The organism is Glycomyces salinus (assembly GCF_016428645.1).
Taxonomy (GTDB): Bacteria; Actinomycetota; Actinomycetes; order Mycobacteriales; family Micromonosporaceae; genus Glycomyces; species Glycomyces salinus.
Window position 1 is genome coordinate 1 of record NZ_JAELXW010000122.1, and the last position, 16,581, is coordinate 16,581.

Below are 16,581 nucleotides of genomic sequence, written 5' to 3' on the forward strand. Positions count from 1 at the left end.
GGCCCCGGCAAAGCCCTCATCGTCCACCACCACGGACACGAGGCCGCCCCCGCCGACATGACCGGACACCAGGACCCCGGCGGGTGCGGCTGCGCCGACTGGCGCACCCACACCGACCTCGACACCGACTTCGCCACCGACGCCGCGAACCTCTTCCCGACCGGCCTCTACCCCGACGAATGGGCCGAAACCCTCAAAGACGACCTCAACCGCGCCGCCGAACAACACGAAACCGACCGCGCCTGGGCCGCCGCCAAAACCGCACGCGCCCAAGCACGAGCCCGATTCACCACCGAGAACGTCGAGGCGCGCAGCGACACAAGAACACCGGCACCCGAACCCGAACCGCACTCAGGACCCGAACGATCCTCCCCGGACACACCCGAACCCGAGCAGAAATCGCCTCGCGAGCCCGCCTGCACCGCGACACGCTCCGACCCCGGACCCCCGCCCTTCTTACCCCGCCCGCCGCGGAAGGCACCCGCGGCGGGGGCCAGCACACACGACACTCCAACCCGAACCCCACCAACGGGGCTCGGGCCCTCGTCGTGCCCGGGACACGGCAGACCACCCCAGGCCACCTCCCACTCCTGCCCGTCGTCGCCCGGGTGAAGCCCGACATCACGCGGCCCGCCAGCCGACAGCGACACCGCACCACCACCCACCTCACCATCGCCGCCCGACCTAACCCCGACCCCACCTCGCCCGCACGACAACCACCCGCCTCGCCCCACCTGCACACCGCTCATCGCCGCCCGTTCGAATTCGTCCTTGGATGGCTTGGGGGACAGCGTGAATCTCTGAGTGGGTTACCTACGCGCCGCCGCACTCTCTAGGCTCCTACCGGTTCAAGCCAGGCAAACGACCATCGATCCTGGTCCTGCTCCTCTCTCCCCTCGTCCCCGCGTGTGGGTGGAGCCTGGCTCAGACGGTCCGCGTTCGCGACCTCTCAGGGCACTACGGCTAGCACTTCTGCGTAGCTCAAGGACCAGGACAGCGTCCGGGCTCATCGCAATCGGCGTGGACGGGCGGCTCGACCTGGACCGTCGCGTGGCCGATGCCGTGCTCGTCGCGCAGCAGGACCTGGGCGCGGTCGAGGATGGCGTGGTCGTCTGCCTCGGCCGAGGCGACCAGGTGGGCGGTGGCAACGTGCATCCCGGAGGTGAGGGTCCACAGGTGCACGTCGTGGACGCCGTCGACGCCGTCGATGCCCGCCAGGTCCTCGGCGACCGCGGCGGGCTCGACGCCAGGAGGGGCGTGCTGGGCGAGCACGGCGAACACCTGGCGTCCCAGCGCGACCGCGCGCACGACCACGAACAGCCCGATCGCCAGGGCTACGCCGGTGTCCCACTCCGCCTGCCCGGTCGTCGCGACCAGGATCCCGGCGACGATGACGCCGACCGACCCGGCGGTGTCGGCGACCACCTCCAGGTAGGCGCCCTTGACGTTGAGGCTCTCCCCCGCCCCGGCGCGCAGCATGCGCAGCGCGGCCAGGTTGACCGCCAGGCCGAGCGCGCCGACGACGAGCATCGGGCCCACCTGGATATCGGGGGCCTCGCCGATCCGGCCGACGGCCTCGACCACGATGTAGGCTGCCGTGCCGATCATCACCAGCACCGCGAGGCCGGAGGCGAAGATCTCGGCGCGGTAGGAGCCGTAGGTACGCTTGCCGGTCGTGTCCGGCCGGGCCGCGATGCGGGTGGCCGCGAGCGCGGCGGCGAGGGTGACCACATCGGCGGCCATGTGCCCGGCGTCCGACAGCAGCGCCAGCGAGCCTGAGACCAGCGCGAACACCAGCTCGACGACGAAGAAGGCGCCGATCAGCGCGAAGGCGACCCGCAGCCGCCAGGCGTGGCGGGCTCCGGCGTGGCCGATGCCGTGGTCGTGTGCGTGTCCCATGAACTCCCTATCCAACAAATTCAATATAACATTGCGATACGTGCATGTATCCTCGTCGAGGCTAGACGGCCGCGGAACGGGAGTCAAGTCTCGGGCGCCGGTCCCTCGCCGCCGGCCGCTATGATGCGGCCCGAGGTAGGAAGTCGTAGGTGAGCACATGCACAACCGGCCGCTGCTGAACCGCAGGCTCGAAGGGTTCGGCACCACCATCTTCGCCGAGATGTCGGCCCTGGCCGCCCGCACCGGCGCCATCAACCTCGGCCAGGGCTTCCCCGACACCGACGGCCCGGCCGAGATCGCCGAGGCCGCCGCACGCGCGGTGACCGAGGGCCGCGGCAACCAGTACCCGCCCGGTCCCGGCGTTCCCGAGCTGCGGCTGGCCGTCGCCGACCACCAGCGGCGCTTCTACGACCTGGAATTCGACCCCGACCGCGAGGTCCTGGTCACCGCCGGCGCCACCGAGGCGATCGCCGCCTCCATGCTGGCCCTGCTCGAACCCGGCGACGAGGTCATCGCCTTCGAGCCGTTCTACGACTCCTACGCCGCCTGCATCGCCATGGCCGGAGCCGAGCGCGTCCCGCTGACCCTCCGCGCTCCCGGCTTCCGCCCCGACCTCGACGCGCTCGCCGAGGCCATCGGCCCGCGGACGCGCCTGCTGCTGCTGAACTCGCCGCACAACCCCACCGGCATGGTCCTCACCCGTGCCGAGGCGGCCGCCATCGCCGAGCTGGCCGTGGCACACGACCTGCTGGTGGTCACCGACGAGGTCTACGAGCACATCCTCTTCGACGGCGAGCACGTCCCGCTGATCGCCATGCCGGGGATGCGGGAGCGCACCGTCTCGATCTCCTCGGCCGGGAAGACCTTCTCCTTCACCGGATGGAAGGTCGGCTGGATCACCGCCTCGGCCGACCTGGTCGCCGCCGTGCGGACGGCCAAGCAGTTCCTGACCTACGTCAGCGCCGGTCCCTTCCAGTACGCGGTCGCCGAGGCGCTGCGCATGCCCGAGGACTATTTCACCGGTCTGCGGGAGGACCTGCGGGCCAAGCGCGACCTGCTGGCCGACGGCCTGGCCGCGGCCGGCTTCGAGGTCCACCGGCCGCAGGGCTCGTACTTCATCACCACCGACATCACGCCCCTGGGAGAGAGCGACGGGTTCGCGTTCTGCCGCGCCCTGCCCGGGCGCTGCGGGGTCGTCGCCGTCCCCAACGAGGTCTTCTACGACGACGCGGAGGCGGGCCGCACGCAGGTCCGCTTCGCGTTCTGCAAGCGAAAGGACGTCCTGGAGGAGGCCGTCGACCGCCTCGGCGGGCTCTGAGAACCCGGGCGGGGAGGCGTGCCTCCCCGCCCGGGTTCTCAGCCCTTGATGCCGGTGTGGGCCAGGCCCTCCACGAACTGGCGCTGGGCCACCACGAAGACGATCAGCACCGGGAGCGCCGACATGGTGGCCGCCGAGAGCTGGACGTCCCACATCGGGCCGCCGTAGGCGTCGACGAACTGCGTCAGCGCCTGCGGGAGCGTGAACTTCTCCGGGGTCGACAGGAACACCACCGGCTCCAGATACAGGTTCCAGCTGTGCAGGAACGAGAAGATCGCGACCGCCCCGAGCGCGGGCCGCGACAGCGGCAGGGCGATGCGCGCGTACAGGGCGAACCGCCCGAGCCCGTCCATGCGGCCGGCCTCCTCGATCTCGACCGGCAGCGCGATGAAGAACTGCCGCATGATCAGCGTCGCCAGCACGCTGGGGGCGCCGAAGATCGGCACCAGCAGCAGCGGCCAGTGCGTGTCGATCAGGCCCCAGGCGTTGAACATCTGGAACAGCGGCACGATCGTGACCTCGCTGGGGATGAGCAGTCCGACCAGGATCACCAGGAACAGCGCGTTGTGGCCGGGGAAGCGGATGCGCGCGAAGGCGTATCCGGCCAGCGAGGAGACCGCGAGCGTGCCGACGGTGACGACCGCGGCGATGTACATGCTGTTGAAATACTGCTGCGCGAACGGCGCGAACTCGAACACGCGCCCGTAGGCGGCCAGGCTCGGGTCGGACGGGAACAGGCTCGGTGGGAACGCGAAGATCTCGTTCGCCGGTTTGAGCGACGAGGTGACCATCCACCAGGTGGGGAACACGAACGGGACGGCCAGCAGGCACAGCAGGCCGTAGAGCGCCAGCTTGGCGCGGCGGGAGCGGTCAGTCTTCATGGACGACCCACTTTCTGCGCATCTGCCACTGGACCACGGTCAGCACCAGGACGATCGCGAACAGCAGCACCGACAGCGTCGCTCCGTAGCCGAAGTCGTGGAACTGGAAGGCGTTCTGGTACAGGTAGTAGACGAGCACCGTGGTCGAGGTGCCCGGTCCGCCGCTGGTGAGCACGTCGATCTGCGCGAATACCTGGAGCGAGCCGACCACGGTGATGATCGAGGTCAGCAGGATCGTCGGGCTGATCATCGGGACGGTGACGCGGCGGAAGCGGGTCCAGCGTCCGGCGCCGTCGAGCATGGACGCCTCGTACAGCTCCTGCGGGACCCCTTGCAGGGCGGCCAGGAACAGGACCATGTTGAGCCCGACGTTCTTGAGCACCTGGACCACGATCACGGCGATCATGGCCGTGGTCTCCCTGCGCAGCCAGTTCGGGCCCTCGGTGCCGAGCGCCGTCAGCAGGCCGTTGACGCCGCCGTCGTCCTGGAGCAGGAAGCGCCACACGATCGTCCAGGCCACGAGGGTGACCGCCACCGGCGAGAAGAACAGGGTGCGGAACACGATCGTGCCGCGCAGCTTCTGGTTGAGCAGGACGGCCAGCGCCAGCGCGAGGCTGAGGTTCAGCACGACCAGGCCGACCGAGAAGGTCGCCGTGGCCCCGAGGACCCCGGGCAGGGCCGGGTCGGAGGCGAGCCGCTCGTAGTTGGCGGCGCCGGTGAACTCGAAACTGCCGACCAGCACGTTCCACTCGTGGAAGGAGTACCAGAACACCAGCGCCAGCGGCACCAGGACGAACAGGACGGTGCCGAGCAGCTGCGGGGCGACGAACAGGTAACCGGCGGCCACCTCCCGGCGCCTGGCGGTCCATCCCCGGCGCGGTCTCGGCCCGTCCGGCCGCCGGGTTCGGCGGCCGGACGCGGCGGTGTCGACGTCCGCTCGGCTCATTGGGCCAGGAACGGGTCGATGGCCGCGCAGACCTCGGTCAGGACGCCCTCGACGTCGGCGTCGGGCGTCCAGAGCGGGTCGAGCGCGGCGCGCACGGCCTGGTCGATCTGGGCCTGGCCGGTGTGGCTGGGCTTGACCACGCCGTCGTCGATGCGGTCGATCACGACCGCCTGGAGCTGCTCGTCGCTCAGCAGCGGGTTCGCCTGGCCGAGGACTTCGGCGGTCAGCTGGCTCTGGCGCGGCGGCGGGAAGAACTGGGCGAGTTTCTCGGAGTTCTCCGGGCCGGTCATGAACGCCAGGAAGTCGGCGGCGTGCTCGGGGTGCGGGGCGACGGCGAGGACGCCGATCCCGGCCTGGCCGATGACCGAGTACTCCCCTGCGGGCCCGGCCGGCAGGGGCACGAGCTCCCAGGCGAACGAGCCGTCCTCCAGCAGTCCGGCGCGGGAGATCTGGGTGACGGTCATGGCCGCCTCGCCGGCGAAGAAGTCGGCGGTCGTGCCCGGTCCGGGCATCGCCTGGTGCTCGAAGACGGCCTCGTGCATGAAGCCCAGGGCCTCGACCATCTCGGGTTCGGCGAAGCCGCACTCGGTGCCGTCCTCGCTCCAGGGCCGCGCGTCCCATCCGGTCCACAGTGTCGAGAGGTTGTCCCAGCCGGCGTAGTCGAAGTCGCGGATGACGATGCCGTCGGCGTCGGTCTGGGCGCCGACTGCGGCCCCGGCCTCGACCGCCCGCTCCCAGGTCCACTCGCCGGAGGCGATGAGTTCGGACGCGGTCGGCTGCCCGACCTGGGCGAGCAGGTCGGTGTTGACGAACATCGCGAACGGGGAGGTCGAGAACGGGTAGGCGTACAGCTCGTCCTCGTGCCGCCACAGGTCGGTCGCGGCCGGGACCAGGTCGTCGAGCTCGTAGCCGTCGGTCCCGGAGAGCTTGTCGCCCAGGGGCGCGAGGGCGCCGGTGGTGACGAAGTCCGGTGCGGAGTTCTCGAGGATCCAGGCCAGGTCGGGGGCGTTGTCGCCGGCGATCTGGGTGGTGAGGGTGCTGGTGTAGCCCTCGAACGGCAGCGGGTCGAATTCGATCGCCTCGACCTCCGGGTGGTCGGCCAGGTAGTCGTCGGCGATGCCGTCGAGCAGCGCGAGGTGGTCCTCGTTGGCCGACCAGATGGTCATGCGCAGCGTGACCGGGCCGTCGTCTCCGGATTCGCCGCCGCAGGAGGCGAGGGCGAGCGGTGAGGCCGCGGCGGCCGCGACCATCGTGCGACGTGTGATTCTCATAGGGGTTCTCCTTCTCAGTACGCGGCGATGTCGGGCCAGCGCAGCTCGACACCGCCTTTTTCGAGCCGGCTCTGGAATGCTTCGAGGAGTGCCGGGGACTCGCGGACCGCGCGGGGCGCGACGCCGCGGTCGAGGCTGAAGGCCGCCAGCGTTCCGGCGGCCTCGCCGATGTTCCACTCGACCGGGTGCAGTCGGTAGCAGCCGTTGGTGATGTGGGTCGTGCCGAGGTTCTTCGCGGCCGGGAGCAGGTTGTCGACCCGCTGCGGCAGCAGGGCGCCGAGCGGGATCTCGAACGGGCTGGAGGCGACGTCGATGTAGTTGTCGCCGCCGGTGGAGGGGTGCAGGTCGATGCGGTACATGCCGATCCCGACGCTGTCGCGGTAGGACACCGCGCCCGCCTCGCCGCGCACGGCCGCGGACAGGTCCTGCTCGACGACGGTGTACTCGGCCTTGATGCGCCGCGATTCGCGGTGGTAGGGGGCCTGGGCGAGCCCGTCGGCCGAGCCGGTGACGTCGCCGCGCAGCCGCAGGCCCGGCCAGCCGGTGCCCCCGTCGGGCCGCGGAGCCTCGGTCTGGAGCCAGTACAGGACGCTGTAGGAGAGGCCGCGGGCCTTCTCCAGGTGCTCGGCGGCGTCGGGCGCGTCGAGCGCCGGGGCCAGGAAGTAGTCGATCATCGGCCAGTTGACCAGGGTGATGTCGCTGTCGTAGGCGCCGGGGACGAAGGTGCGGCGGGCGGCGATCCGGCGGAAGGTCCACAGGTTCTGGTCGCCGCCGCCGCGCCGCTGGTCGCCGACGACCGCCAGGGGGTCGTCGTCGGGGTTGGGTTCGAAGATCCGGTCGGACGGTTCGAGGGTGCGCGGGTTCGGGGCCCGGAAGCCCAGCATGTTGCCGCCCCAGAAGTCGGGGCGGAAGTCCCTCCAGAACGCGTAGTCGGCCGGTTTTTCGATGGTGTGGTCGCCCTCGACGTGGTCGATTGCGAAGCACACCGACACCGCCTGGACGTTGTCCGGTTGCGCCGCGGCGGGTGCGCTGGGTTCGCCGGTGTCGGCGGCGGACTCGAAGCCGGTGACGTACTCGGTGCCGGTCAGCGGCAGCAGTTCGCCGGTCTCGGTGGCGTCCAGGACGATCGGCGCGGACACGATCAGGCGCTCGCCGCCGCTGCGGTGCTCGAGCTCGACGGCCTCGACGCGGTCGCCGTCGGTCCGGGCGGCGACGGGCCGGAAAGGCTGGAGTAGTCGGAGCCGGCCCGAGCCGAGGTGCGGGGCGAGCATGGACTCCAGGACGGCCAGGGCCACGCGCGGCTCGTGGCAGAGCCTGCTGACGTGCCCGCCGCCGGGGTTGAGGTCGCGTTTGGCGCGGGCGGCCTCGGTGAGCGGGTAGTGCCGCCGGTAGTAGTCCCTGATCCCTTCGCGCAGACTCCGGTAGGAGGCGGTGACGCCGAACTGCTCGACCCACGAGGGCTCGTCCGGCGGGACCGCCTGGCTGGTGAGCTGGCCTCCGATCCAGTCGTACTCCTCGGTGAGGACGACGCGGCGGCCCGCCCGCAGCGCGGCGAGCGCGGCGGCGACGCCGCCGAGGCCGCCGCCGACGACGAGGATGTCGGTTCGCAGTTCTTTCAACAGTGCAGCCTTCAACGGGGGAGCCTTCCTGTGGAGGGTGGTGCGAGTGTCGAGCCGTCGTGCAGTTCGCACGGCAGCAGCCGCTGGGCCCGGGTCTCGGTGCCCTCCAGGAGCGCGTCGAGGACCTCGACGGCCTGGAGTCCCATGTCGCGGCGGGGGATGGTGAAGCCGGTGGCGTCGAGGTCGATCGAGACCGGGCGGGTCGGGTCGCCGAGGGCGACCACGGACAGGTCGGCCGGGATGCGCAGGCCCCGCTCGGCCGCCCAGGCCGAGACGGCCGCGACGTCGGCGGGTTCTTCGAGGAACACGGCGGTGACGCCCTCGGCGGTGAGGCGGTCGAGCGTTCCGGGTTCGATGGCGGGCAGTCGCCGCGCGGTCTCGGGGGCCGCGGACTCAAAGCCGCGCAGGCGGTCGGCGTAGGACTCCGGACCCTCGCCGCGTCCGATGTAGGCGAGGTCGCGGTGGCCGGCGTCGAGGGCGCGGCGGACCGTGGCCGCCGAGGCGGTGACGTAGTCGGCGCCGACGTACGGGACCGGTCCTCCGGCATCGTCTCGCCGCCCGACCGAGACGAACGGGATCTCCTCCTCGATCAGGCGCGCCAGGTCGTCGCGGTCGATGTCGCGGCCCAGGAGCACGCAGCCGTCGGCCAGGCGGATGCGGCCGCCGTCGGCGAAGACGCGGCGGCGGCCGTCCTGGACCGGGGCGCTGGTCAGCAGCAGCAGGTCGCAGCAGAGGCGCTCGGCGTTCTCTTCGATGCCGACCAGGAAGGGGTGGTAGAAGTCGCGGGTGCCGGAGGGGAAGACCGGCTCGTAGGTGAACACGCCGAGGATGCGGTTGTTGCGGTCGGCGAGGCGGCGGGCGAGGGGGTCGGCGACGTAGCCGGTCTCGCGGATGGCGCGCATGACCCGCTCGCGGGTCTCGGGGGCGATGCGCACGCCGGCGTCGAGGCGGTTGTTCAGCACCAGCGACACGGTGGCCTGGCTGACGCCGCTGAGGCGCGCGATGTCGCGCTGCGTCACGCGTCGGCGGGTTCGGGACACTTCGGGGCCTTTCTCGGTCGGCTGATAATGCGTATCAGCAAGGCGATCGATAGTCATGTTGCGCTTCGATCGGGGGGACGTCAAGATGATAATTCGTATTATCATCTTGACGGACGGTCGGCAGCCGTCTGAGACTCGTAGACCAGGCCCGAGCGGCACTCCTGAGCCGCCGCGCATCAGGGCGCGGAGGCGACCGCGCGGGCCGGAGGAGAGTCACCATGGAATCCGACCGAAAACCGACCCTCGGCCGCCGCGGCCTCCTGCTGGGAGCCGCGGGCGCCGGTGTGGCCGCCGCCCTCGGCGCGGCCTCGCCCGCTCGCGCCGCCATCCCGGGCTTCCCGGAGTTCACCCGCCTCGGCGCGGCGCTGGACAAGTCCTCGCTTGACTACAACCCGACCGACGAGCTGATCTTCCCCTCGATCCGGCTCGCCGCCGGGAGGGTCCGGAACCCGCTGGGCAAGTGGTACATGTACTACGCGCCGCACGACGACCCCGGCGGGATCTGCCTGGCGTACGCCGACTCCCTCGAGGGGCCGTGGCACGAGTTCGCGCACAACCCGGTCATCTCCAACGACTGGCGCGGGCACTTCTCGGTCCCCCACGTGTCCAGCCCGCACGCGGTGTGGAACCCCCGCGACCGCCGCATGTACCTGTTCTTCCACGGGAACAACCGGACCACTCGAGTCGCGACCTCAGTGGACGGTCGGCACTTCGTCTACGGCGGGATCGTCCTGCACACGGACATGGTGGGGGCCGGTCTGCACGAGGCGTCCTACGCACGGGTCGTCCCGCACCCGGTCAAGGACGACCTCTACATCATGCTGTACATGGGCCGGCAGGGACAGACCCGCAAGATCTTCATCGGCTGGTCGCACGATCTGGGCTCCGGCTGGAAGTTCAAACGGGAGCCGCTCATCTCCCCCCGCGAGGGCGAGGGAGGCCAGCTCTCGGGCGCGCACTACTGGTCCCGCAACGGAGGCGGCCACGTCGTCTACCACTCCGGGGCCGGCACCATGCACGCCGCCTACGTGGGCACGGGCTTCGACCGCGAGGACCACCTCGGCGTCTTCTACACCGAGCCGGTCGCCACCAGGGCCGCCGCCCCGAGCTTCGCCGAGGAGGACGGGCACCTCTACATGTACTACGAGGCCGGAGCGCGCGGGAACACCAACATCGCCATCGCGCGGGCCTGAGGCCGAGACGGGATGCGGCGGTGCCGACCTGGTCGGCACCGCCGCATCCCTCTCCGTCCCCTGTGGGAGGGACGTCAGTCGGACAGGCCGCGGGCGCGGCCGTCGGGGTTCCACACCCGAACGTCGACGTAGCGGGGGCGGTAGTTGTCGACCTCCTCGTACAGGTCGTCGGTGTCGAAGCTGTTGACGTTGTAGGTCACCAGCAGGGTGCCGCCGTCGCCCAGGTTCGGGTGGGCCTTGGCGTTGTAGGTGAACACGTCGCCGCCGGTCTCCGGGGTCTGGTACAGCAGCGTCTTGCCCTCGTACGGTCCGGCGATGTCGTCGGCGCGGTACATGACGATGTCCGCGCTCAGCGGCACGGTCGCGTCGCCGGTGACGATCGTGAACCTGCCTTGGAAGCGCGAGACGCTGAACTCGTTGGAGACGCCTTCGAGGATCCGGGTGGACGCGTCCGGGTCTGACTGCCATTCGCCCGCGTCGTAGTACTCCCAGTCCCCGGTGGTGAGGGAGCCGGTGGGCACTCGCGCGAGGTGGGCGTACTTCTCGCTCTGGAGGTCCTCGACGCCGAATACGTAGGTGTGGCCGTCCTCGGGGTCCTCATAGATCGCCGAGCCCCAGTTCACCTCGGACTCGGGCAGTCCGGTGACCGATTCCAGGCTCATGTCGCCGGTGTCGAAGGTGGCGACGGCGTTCCCGGTGAACTCGAAGTCGAAGACGCCCGTGCCGGTCTTGACGAATTCGAGGAGCATCACGTGGAGCTCGTCGCCTTCGACGGTCGCGTCGCCGAACCAGTACCAGTTCTGCGTCTCGTCGGCCCCGGCGACCTTCACCAGGGACTCGGGGGCGGCCTCGGTGCCGCCGGTGTGGGTGGTGAGCTCGCCGCCGTCGTCGACGACGATCGAGTTGTGGACGAACGGCGAGTCGGCGGGCCGCCCGTGGTCCTCGTCGACCTCGCCGAGGAAGGTGTCCGAGTAGATCCAGGCGGTCGACCCGTCGGGGAGGTCGACGCTGTAGGCGGAGTCGGCGCCGGTCCAGCGCCCGGCGGTGTCGCCGTAGGCGCCGAAGCGCTCGGTGAGCTCGGTGTTGACGCTCGCCCAGACGCACGGCGCGCCCTGGTCGGGGGCCGCGTGCGCGGCGCTGATCGGGACGGTGGCGGCCGCCAGCCCCGCGAACAGGGCTGCGGCGGTTGCGGTCGGTCGGTGGGTCATTCTCTGCTCCTTCGCAGATCTCGGGGCGCACCGGAGGGGTCGCCCCTGGGTCTCTTCAGGCGGCCGGGAGGGGCCACGCGGTCATGACGCCTCGGTGACCGTGCCGTCGGCATGGACGTCGACGACGCGGTCGCCTATGCGCAGGCCGCGCAGGACCGCGTCGGGATCGAGGTCGGCCAGGCATGCGCCGGTCGTGTCAAGTTGCGCGGAACCGACCTTCGGGTCGACGCCGAAGAAGGACTCGATCACCATGGCGACGTAGGAGCCGGCCGAGGAGCAGGCCCAGTCGATGATGTACGGCAGCTGCGGGGGCGCCTTGCGGGCGCCGCCGGCGACGGTCGGCATGGCCTCCTCGGTGAAGTGCGCCTGGCCGGGCGGGCCCTGGTTCGCCGAGCGGGCCAGGCCCGGGAGCCAGTCGAGGGCCACCGCCGGCGCGCCGAGCGCGACCAGGGATCGCGCCGCGTCGGCGGGCCAGGCGGGGTAAGCGCCGTTCCACTGGTGGTCGGGGCGGACGCTGAAGCTCGCGTCGGTGTCCCATGGGGACAGCGAGCGGAGCCAGGTCTCGGTCTGGAGCTCGCGGGCGAAGTAGTCGACCATCTCACGGCGAACCGATTCGTCGAGGTCGGCGGCGATGGTGGTGCCGACGACGCTGAAGTCGTAGACGTGGCGCACCGGTACGCGCGTGCCGTCCGGCTGCCGGGCGGCGAAGTGGCCGCCGCCGGGCACGTAGAGGTCGACTACGGCCTCCACCAGGTCGTCGGCCTCGGCGGTGAGCGCCTCGGCCCCGGCGGTGTCGCCGTGGGCGGCGAGGATCTCGGCCACGGTGCGCAGGTTCCACACGTTCGCGGCGTTGAGGCTCGCGACCTCGTGCGTGTAGGAGCTGACGCATTCGAGGAGGTTGTCGATCTCGCCGTAGTCGGCGAGCGGGGAATCGCCGCGCAGGCCGCGCCAGGCCCGCGCCCAGTCGCGCAGGTGCCCGGTCACCGGCCGCCCGCCGGGCGTCTCGTCCAGCAGGTCGGTGTCGCCGGTGAAGCGGACGTAGTCGTGGACGAGGCGGGTCATCGCGTAGTCGTTGACCGAGTACCAGCGGCCGACGGGTCCGCCGGTGAGGGAGGAGGTGCCGAAGTGGGTGTGGACGTCCGAGGCGATCCAGTGCCGCAGCTGCTTCCGCATGGGCTCGGGGTCGAGGAGGGCGTGCGTGATGGAGCTGAGGCTGTAGTCCCAGATGAAGGTCGTGGTGCCCCAGTAGTTGGGCATCAGTGTGTCGTAGCTGCGCCCGAGGACGTTGCCGGGGAAGTCGCGGCGGAACCAGATGACGCCGAGCGCGCCCCACCAGTACAGGCGCCGCAGCGGCTCCGAGGTCGTCTCCAGTGTGGGCAGGTGCCCGGAGAACTCGCCGTTGCCGGGCTGGAAGGCGGCCGCGAGCTGGGTGTTCCAGAACGTTTCGGCGGCGCGGACGGTTCCGGGCACGTCGGCGGCGATGCGCTCGAACGCGGCGGCGGCGTCCGCTTCAGTGGCGGCGACGGTGTGGACGTAACCGAATCGGGCCTCGGCGCCGGGGGCCAGCTCCAGTTCCACGGCGACCTCGCCGCCGCGTTCGACGCCGCCGATGCCGGAATCGTGCTCTCCGGTCATCGGGGCGATGCCGGACAGCCGGACCTCGGCGTCGGTGTCGACGCCCTGGACGCTCCAGGCCGTGCCGGTCTCGTTCCCGAAGACCAGTCGGGAGTCGGCGGCGGCGACGCGGTTGCGCTCCTCGGGCGAGACGGCGTCGAGCCATGCCTCGGTGGACCGGGTGACACCGGCGGTGAGGGTGAGCGTGACCGGGACCGTCCGGGGCTCCGGGTCGGTGTTGCGCACGCGGACGTCGATGGCGATGCCCGTCTCGCCAGGGGCGCACACGGTGTCGGTGGTCAGTTCCAGGCCCGGCAGAGAGGCGCTGCGGCGCACCCGGTCGGGTCGCCATTCGTGGGTTATCGGGGCGCCGTAGGACTCGACCAGGCGGCCGTCGACGAAGCACGCCGCCGTGCGGGACAGGCCCTGCGACACCGGCGGGAAGGTTACCGAGCCGACCGCGGTGAGGTCGTGCTCGATCCTGGCGGTGCCCAGGAAGTTCGTCAGGCCGCTGGGCGCGATCATGTCGTCGTAGTGGTGCGTGACCGCGTCGGCGGCGAGGTCGTCGACGGTGGGGACGAGGCGCATGTGGACTCCTAGTACTGCCCCAGCGCGAGGCCGCGGGCGAAGAACTTCTGGGTGCAGAGGAAGAGGACGACCGTCGGCAGCGAGACGAGCAGGCCGCCGGCGAGCACGGTCGACATCTGGGCGCCGCCGTAGGTGCTCTGCATGCCGGCGAGGCTGGTGACGATCGGCCGCACGGTGTCGGACTGGCTGAGGACCAGGCCCAGCAGGAAGTCGTTCCAGATGAACGTGGCCTGGAGGATGAAGACCGCGACCAGGGCGCTGGAGGCCATCGGCAGGTACACGCGGGTGAAGATCCGCCAGGTCGTGGCCCCTTCGAGCACGGCCGCCTCGAAGACGCTGTGCGCAATGCCGGTGAAGAAGTTGCGCATCACGAACGCGGAGAAGGGGATCGAGATCGCGGTGTAGACCATGACCATGCCGAGCCTGGTGTCGAACAGGCCCGTGCGCGAGTAGGCGTCGAACATCGGCAGCAGGATCATCTGGAGCGGGAAGACGGTGCCGCCGAAGATCGCGACGAACCAGGCGAAGCCGTGCCGCAGCCGGAGCGCGACGATCGCGAAGCCGGCGGCCGCGCCGACCAGGACGGCCAGGGTCGGCGAGACGACGGCGTAGACCAGGGTGCTCAGGACGCTGTCGCCGAGCCCGGACAGCTCCATCGCCTCGGCGATGTTGCCGAACAGGGACAGGTCGGTGGGCTTCCACACCTCGGTGGTGGAGAATTCGTCCGGCGACTTCGCGGCGTTGACCAGCAGCAGGTATACCGGGATCAGCCAGATCGCGCCGAGGACGATCAGGACGGCGGTGCGGATGACTCGTGACATGGTCAGACCTCGTGCTTGCTGGACAGCTGCTGGCGCAGGTAGAGGATCGCGGCCGCGAGGGTCACGATCGTGAGGAACACGGCGATCGCCGAACCGAGGCCGTAGTCGCTGTTCACGAAGGTCTCCTTGTACATCGTGAGCGCGAGGGTCTCGGAGGCGCGGCCGGGCCCGCCCTTGGTCATTCCCTGCACGATGTCGAAGGTCTTCAGGCTCGCGACGATCGAGAGGCCGACGACGACGGCGGTGAGCGGGCGCAGCATCGGCCACAGGATGGAGCGGAACAGCCGCACCCCGTTGGCCCCGTCCATGCGGGCCGCCTCCAGCGGTTCCTTCGGGATCGACTGGAGGCCGATGGTGAACAGCAGGGCGTTCACGCCGACGCCCTGCCAGGCGGTCGCGAGGATCATCACGACCGTGTTGAGCGGGGCGTCGACGAGCCAGCGCGGGGTGTCGGCGATCCCGAACGCGGCGAGGGCCTGGTCGAGCGCGCCGTCGCCGGTCAGGATGAACGACCAGATCACGCCGACGCCGATGCCCGAGACCGCGTACGGGATGAGGAACGGGAGCCGCAGCCAGGTGCCGCCGGGGAGCTTCCAGGTGAGCAGGGCGACCCCGAGCCCGATGCCCACCGGGACGAGGAGGGTGCCGACGACCCACAGCAGCGTGTTGAGCACGGAGCCGAGGAATTCGGGGTCATCGAGCATCTCCGCGTAGTTCTCGATGCCCACCCACTCGGGATCGCCCAGGCCGTTGTACTCGGTGAAGCTGATGAAGGTGGTCCACAGCAGCGGCAGGTACAGCAGCACGGCCACTCCGAGCACGCCCGGGGCGACGAACCCCCGGGCCGACCAGCGGTAGGGGTCCCGCTGCCCGGGGGTCTTCGCCGTCGGGGTCTTCAGGGACGTCATCTGGTGCTACTCCCGGTCTGCCCAGTAGGAGTCGGCCTCGGCCTGGATGGTCTCCAGGTAGGGCATCGGATCGGACGGGTTGGCGATGAAGGCGCCGAACTGCTCGAGCGCGACGGTGAGGATCGGGGTGGGGGTCGCCTCGTAGTAGCGGTCGTAGACCACGTGGTCGTCGTCGGCGACGGTGGAGCCGAGTTCTTCGAGCATCGGGTCGGCGACGGTGGCCTCGGGGTTGAACGCGACGTCGCCGCGGGCCTCGCTCCAGGCCGTCTGGGCCTCGGGCGACATCCACCACTCCGAGTAGGTCAGGCCGAGGGTCTTCTGCGAAGAGTTCTCGGCCACGCACAGGGGCCCGGATTCGACGGCCACGGGCGTCTGCTCGAGGTCGGGGTTGGTCGCGGGGATGACGAACATGTCGTAGTCCTCGCCGGAGACCATCCCGGCGCCGTCGAGGGAGCCGTTGAAGAACGAGCCGAAGTTGATCATGGCGTAGTCGCCCTGCTTGAGGCCGACGGCCGGGTCGACGGTGCTGCCGGCGTCGGAGAACCAGCCGGCCTCCTGCTGTTCGAGCCAGGTGTCCATGATCTCGACGATCTCGGGGTCGGTGTACTTCACCTCGCCGGTGGCCAGCCCGTTGTAGAGCTCGGGGTCGGTGCCGGCGACCATCTGCTGGAACCACTGGAAGGTGAACAGCGTGCTGGTCTGGTAGTACGGCGTGATGTCGGCGTCGGTGAGCTGCTCGGCGATGGCGTCGAGCTCGGCCCAAGTGGTGGGCTCGGAGATGCCCTGCTCCTCGAAGATCGCCTTGTTGTAGTACATGACCCAGTAGGCGACGTTCATCGGCACGCAGTACTGCTCGCCGTCGAAGGTGTAGGTCTCGCGCAGGTCCTCGGAGACCCAGCCCTGGTCGACGGCCTCGGTCCAGATGTCGGTGGTCTCGGCGACCAGGCCCTCGTCGACGATCTCCTCGAGCGAGGGTCCGGTCTGCCAGGTGAACAGGCCGGGGCTCTTGTCGGTGCGGAAGGACTGCCGGATGAACGCGTCGTATTGGTCGGCGTCGGAGTATCCGGTGGTGTCCAGGCTGATGTCGACGTCGCTCTCGCTCTGCGAGTTGAGCTCGTCGAAGTCGGGCTCCCAGGCGGCCTTGTTCGTGAAGAAGTCGAGCGTGCCGGTGGTGGCGCCGTCGTCGTCGGCTCCGCCGCCGCAGGAGGCGAGGAGCAGTGCGGTGGTGAGTGCGGCGGTGATGCCGAGGGGGATCTTCGGTGATCGCATTTGGAA

The 16,581-nt window shown here is 70.4% G+C and carries 13 protein-coding genes and 1 pseudogene; 3 read left to right on the forward strand and 11 right to left on the reverse strand.

The window, feature by feature from the left end:
- Window positions 1-612 (forward strand): annotated as a pseudogene (locus JFB92_RS22420) (hypothetical protein); the annotation flags it as partial.
- 369 nt (window positions 613-981) lie between these two features.
- Here JFB92_RS22420 and JFB92_RS22425 read toward each other — a convergent pair.
- Entirely contained in the window at window positions 982-1,899 is a 918-nt protein-coding gene (locus JFB92_RS22425) for a cation diffusion facilitator family transporter (protein WP_199043843.1), read from the reverse strand.
- A 157-nt stretch (window positions 1,900-2,056) separates the two neighbouring features.
- Here JFB92_RS22425 and JFB92_RS22430 point away from each other — a divergent pair, with 157 nt between their 5' ends.
- Entirely contained in the window at window positions 2,057-3,217 is a 1,161-nt protein-coding gene (locus JFB92_RS22430) for a pyridoxal phosphate-dependent aminotransferase (protein ID WP_199043844.1), read from the forward strand.
- A gap of 38 nt (window positions 3,218-3,255) precedes the next feature.
- Here the strand turns inward: JFB92_RS22430 and JFB92_RS22435 are convergent, their stop codons facing one another.
- From JFB92_RS22435 to JFB92_RS22455, 5 genes are read right to left on the reverse strand one after another with little or no spacing between them, the layout of a single operon-like run.
- A complete protein-coding gene (locus tag JFB92_RS22435) occupies window positions 3,256-4,098 on the reverse strand; it encodes a carbohydrate ABC transporter permease (RefSeq protein WP_199043845.1) in 843 nt (280 codons plus the stop codon).
- Window positions 4,088-5,044 (reverse strand): carbohydrate ABC transporter permease, encoded by a 957-nt coding sequence (locus JFB92_RS22440; RefSeq protein WP_233163691.1) that lies wholly within the window; start codon window positions 5,042-5,044, stop codon window positions 4,088-4,090. Before JFB92_RS22440 ends, JFB92_RS22435 begins: the two co-directional genes overlap by 11 nt.
- Complete coding sequence (locus JFB92_RS22445; protein WP_199043848.1) at window positions 5,041-6,315, reverse strand: ABC transporter substrate-binding protein; 1,275 nt, start codon at window positions 6,313-6,315, stop codon at window positions 5,041-5,043. Before JFB92_RS22445 ends, JFB92_RS22440 begins: the two co-directional genes overlap by 4 nt.
- 14 nt (window positions 6,316-6,329) lie before the next feature.
- Complete coding sequence (locus JFB92_RS22450) at window positions 6,330-7,925, reverse strand: FAD-dependent oxidoreductase (RefSeq protein WP_372451680.1); 1,596 nt, start codon at window positions 7,923-7,925, stop codon at window positions 6,330-6,332.
- Window positions 7,926-7,945: 20 nt separating this feature from the next.
- A complete protein-coding gene (locus JFB92_RS22455; protein WP_199043853.1) occupies window positions 7,946-8,974 on the reverse strand; it encodes a LacI family DNA-binding transcriptional regulator in 1,029 nt (342 codons plus the stop codon).
- A 218-nt stretch (window positions 8,975-9,192) separates the two neighbouring features.
- Between JFB92_RS22455 and JFB92_RS22460 the strand changes: the two genes are divergently transcribed.
- Window positions 9,193-10,167, forward strand: coding sequence for a glycoside hydrolase family protein (locus tag JFB92_RS22460; protein ID WP_199043854.1), 975 nt, complete (start codon window positions 9,193-9,195; stop codon window positions 10,165-10,167).
- Between the two features lie 74 nt (window positions 10,168-10,241).
- On the opposite strand, the gene JFB92_RS22465 is transcribed toward JFB92_RS22460, so the two are convergent.
- The 5 genes from JFB92_RS22465 to JFB92_RS22485 form a co-directional block, all read right to left on the reverse strand.
- Window positions 10,242-11,375 (reverse strand): DUF5005 domain-containing protein, encoded by a 1,134-nt coding sequence (locus JFB92_RS22465; RefSeq protein WP_199043855.1) that lies wholly within the window; start codon window positions 11,373-11,375, stop codon window positions 10,242-10,244.
- Window positions 11,376-11,456: 81 nt separating this feature from the next.
- The gene (locus tag JFB92_RS22470) at window positions 11,457-13,577 is read right to left on the reverse strand and encodes a glucosidase family protein (RefSeq protein WP_199043856.1); all 2,121 of its coding nucleotides are present in this window, start codon (window positions 13,575-13,577) and stop codon (window positions 11,457-11,459) included.
- Window positions 13,578-13,585: 8 nt separating this feature from the next.
- Window positions 13,586-14,398, reverse strand: coding sequence for a carbohydrate ABC transporter permease (locus tag JFB92_RS22475; protein ID WP_199043858.1), 813 nt, complete (start codon window positions 14,396-14,398; stop codon window positions 13,586-13,588).
- Window positions 14,399-14,400: 2 nt separating this feature from the next.
- The gene (locus JFB92_RS22480; RefSeq protein WP_199043860.1) at window positions 14,401-15,306 is read right to left on the reverse strand and encodes a carbohydrate ABC transporter permease; all 906 of its coding nucleotides are present in this window, start codon (window positions 15,304-15,306) and stop codon (window positions 14,401-14,403) included.
- Window positions 15,307-15,312: 6 nt separating this feature from the next.
- A complete protein-coding gene (locus JFB92_RS22485) occupies window positions 15,313-16,575 on the reverse strand; it encodes an ABC transporter substrate-binding protein (RefSeq protein WP_199043862.1) in 1,263 nt (420 codons plus the stop codon).
- Between the last annotated feature and the right edge of the window lie 6 nt (window positions 16,576-16,581).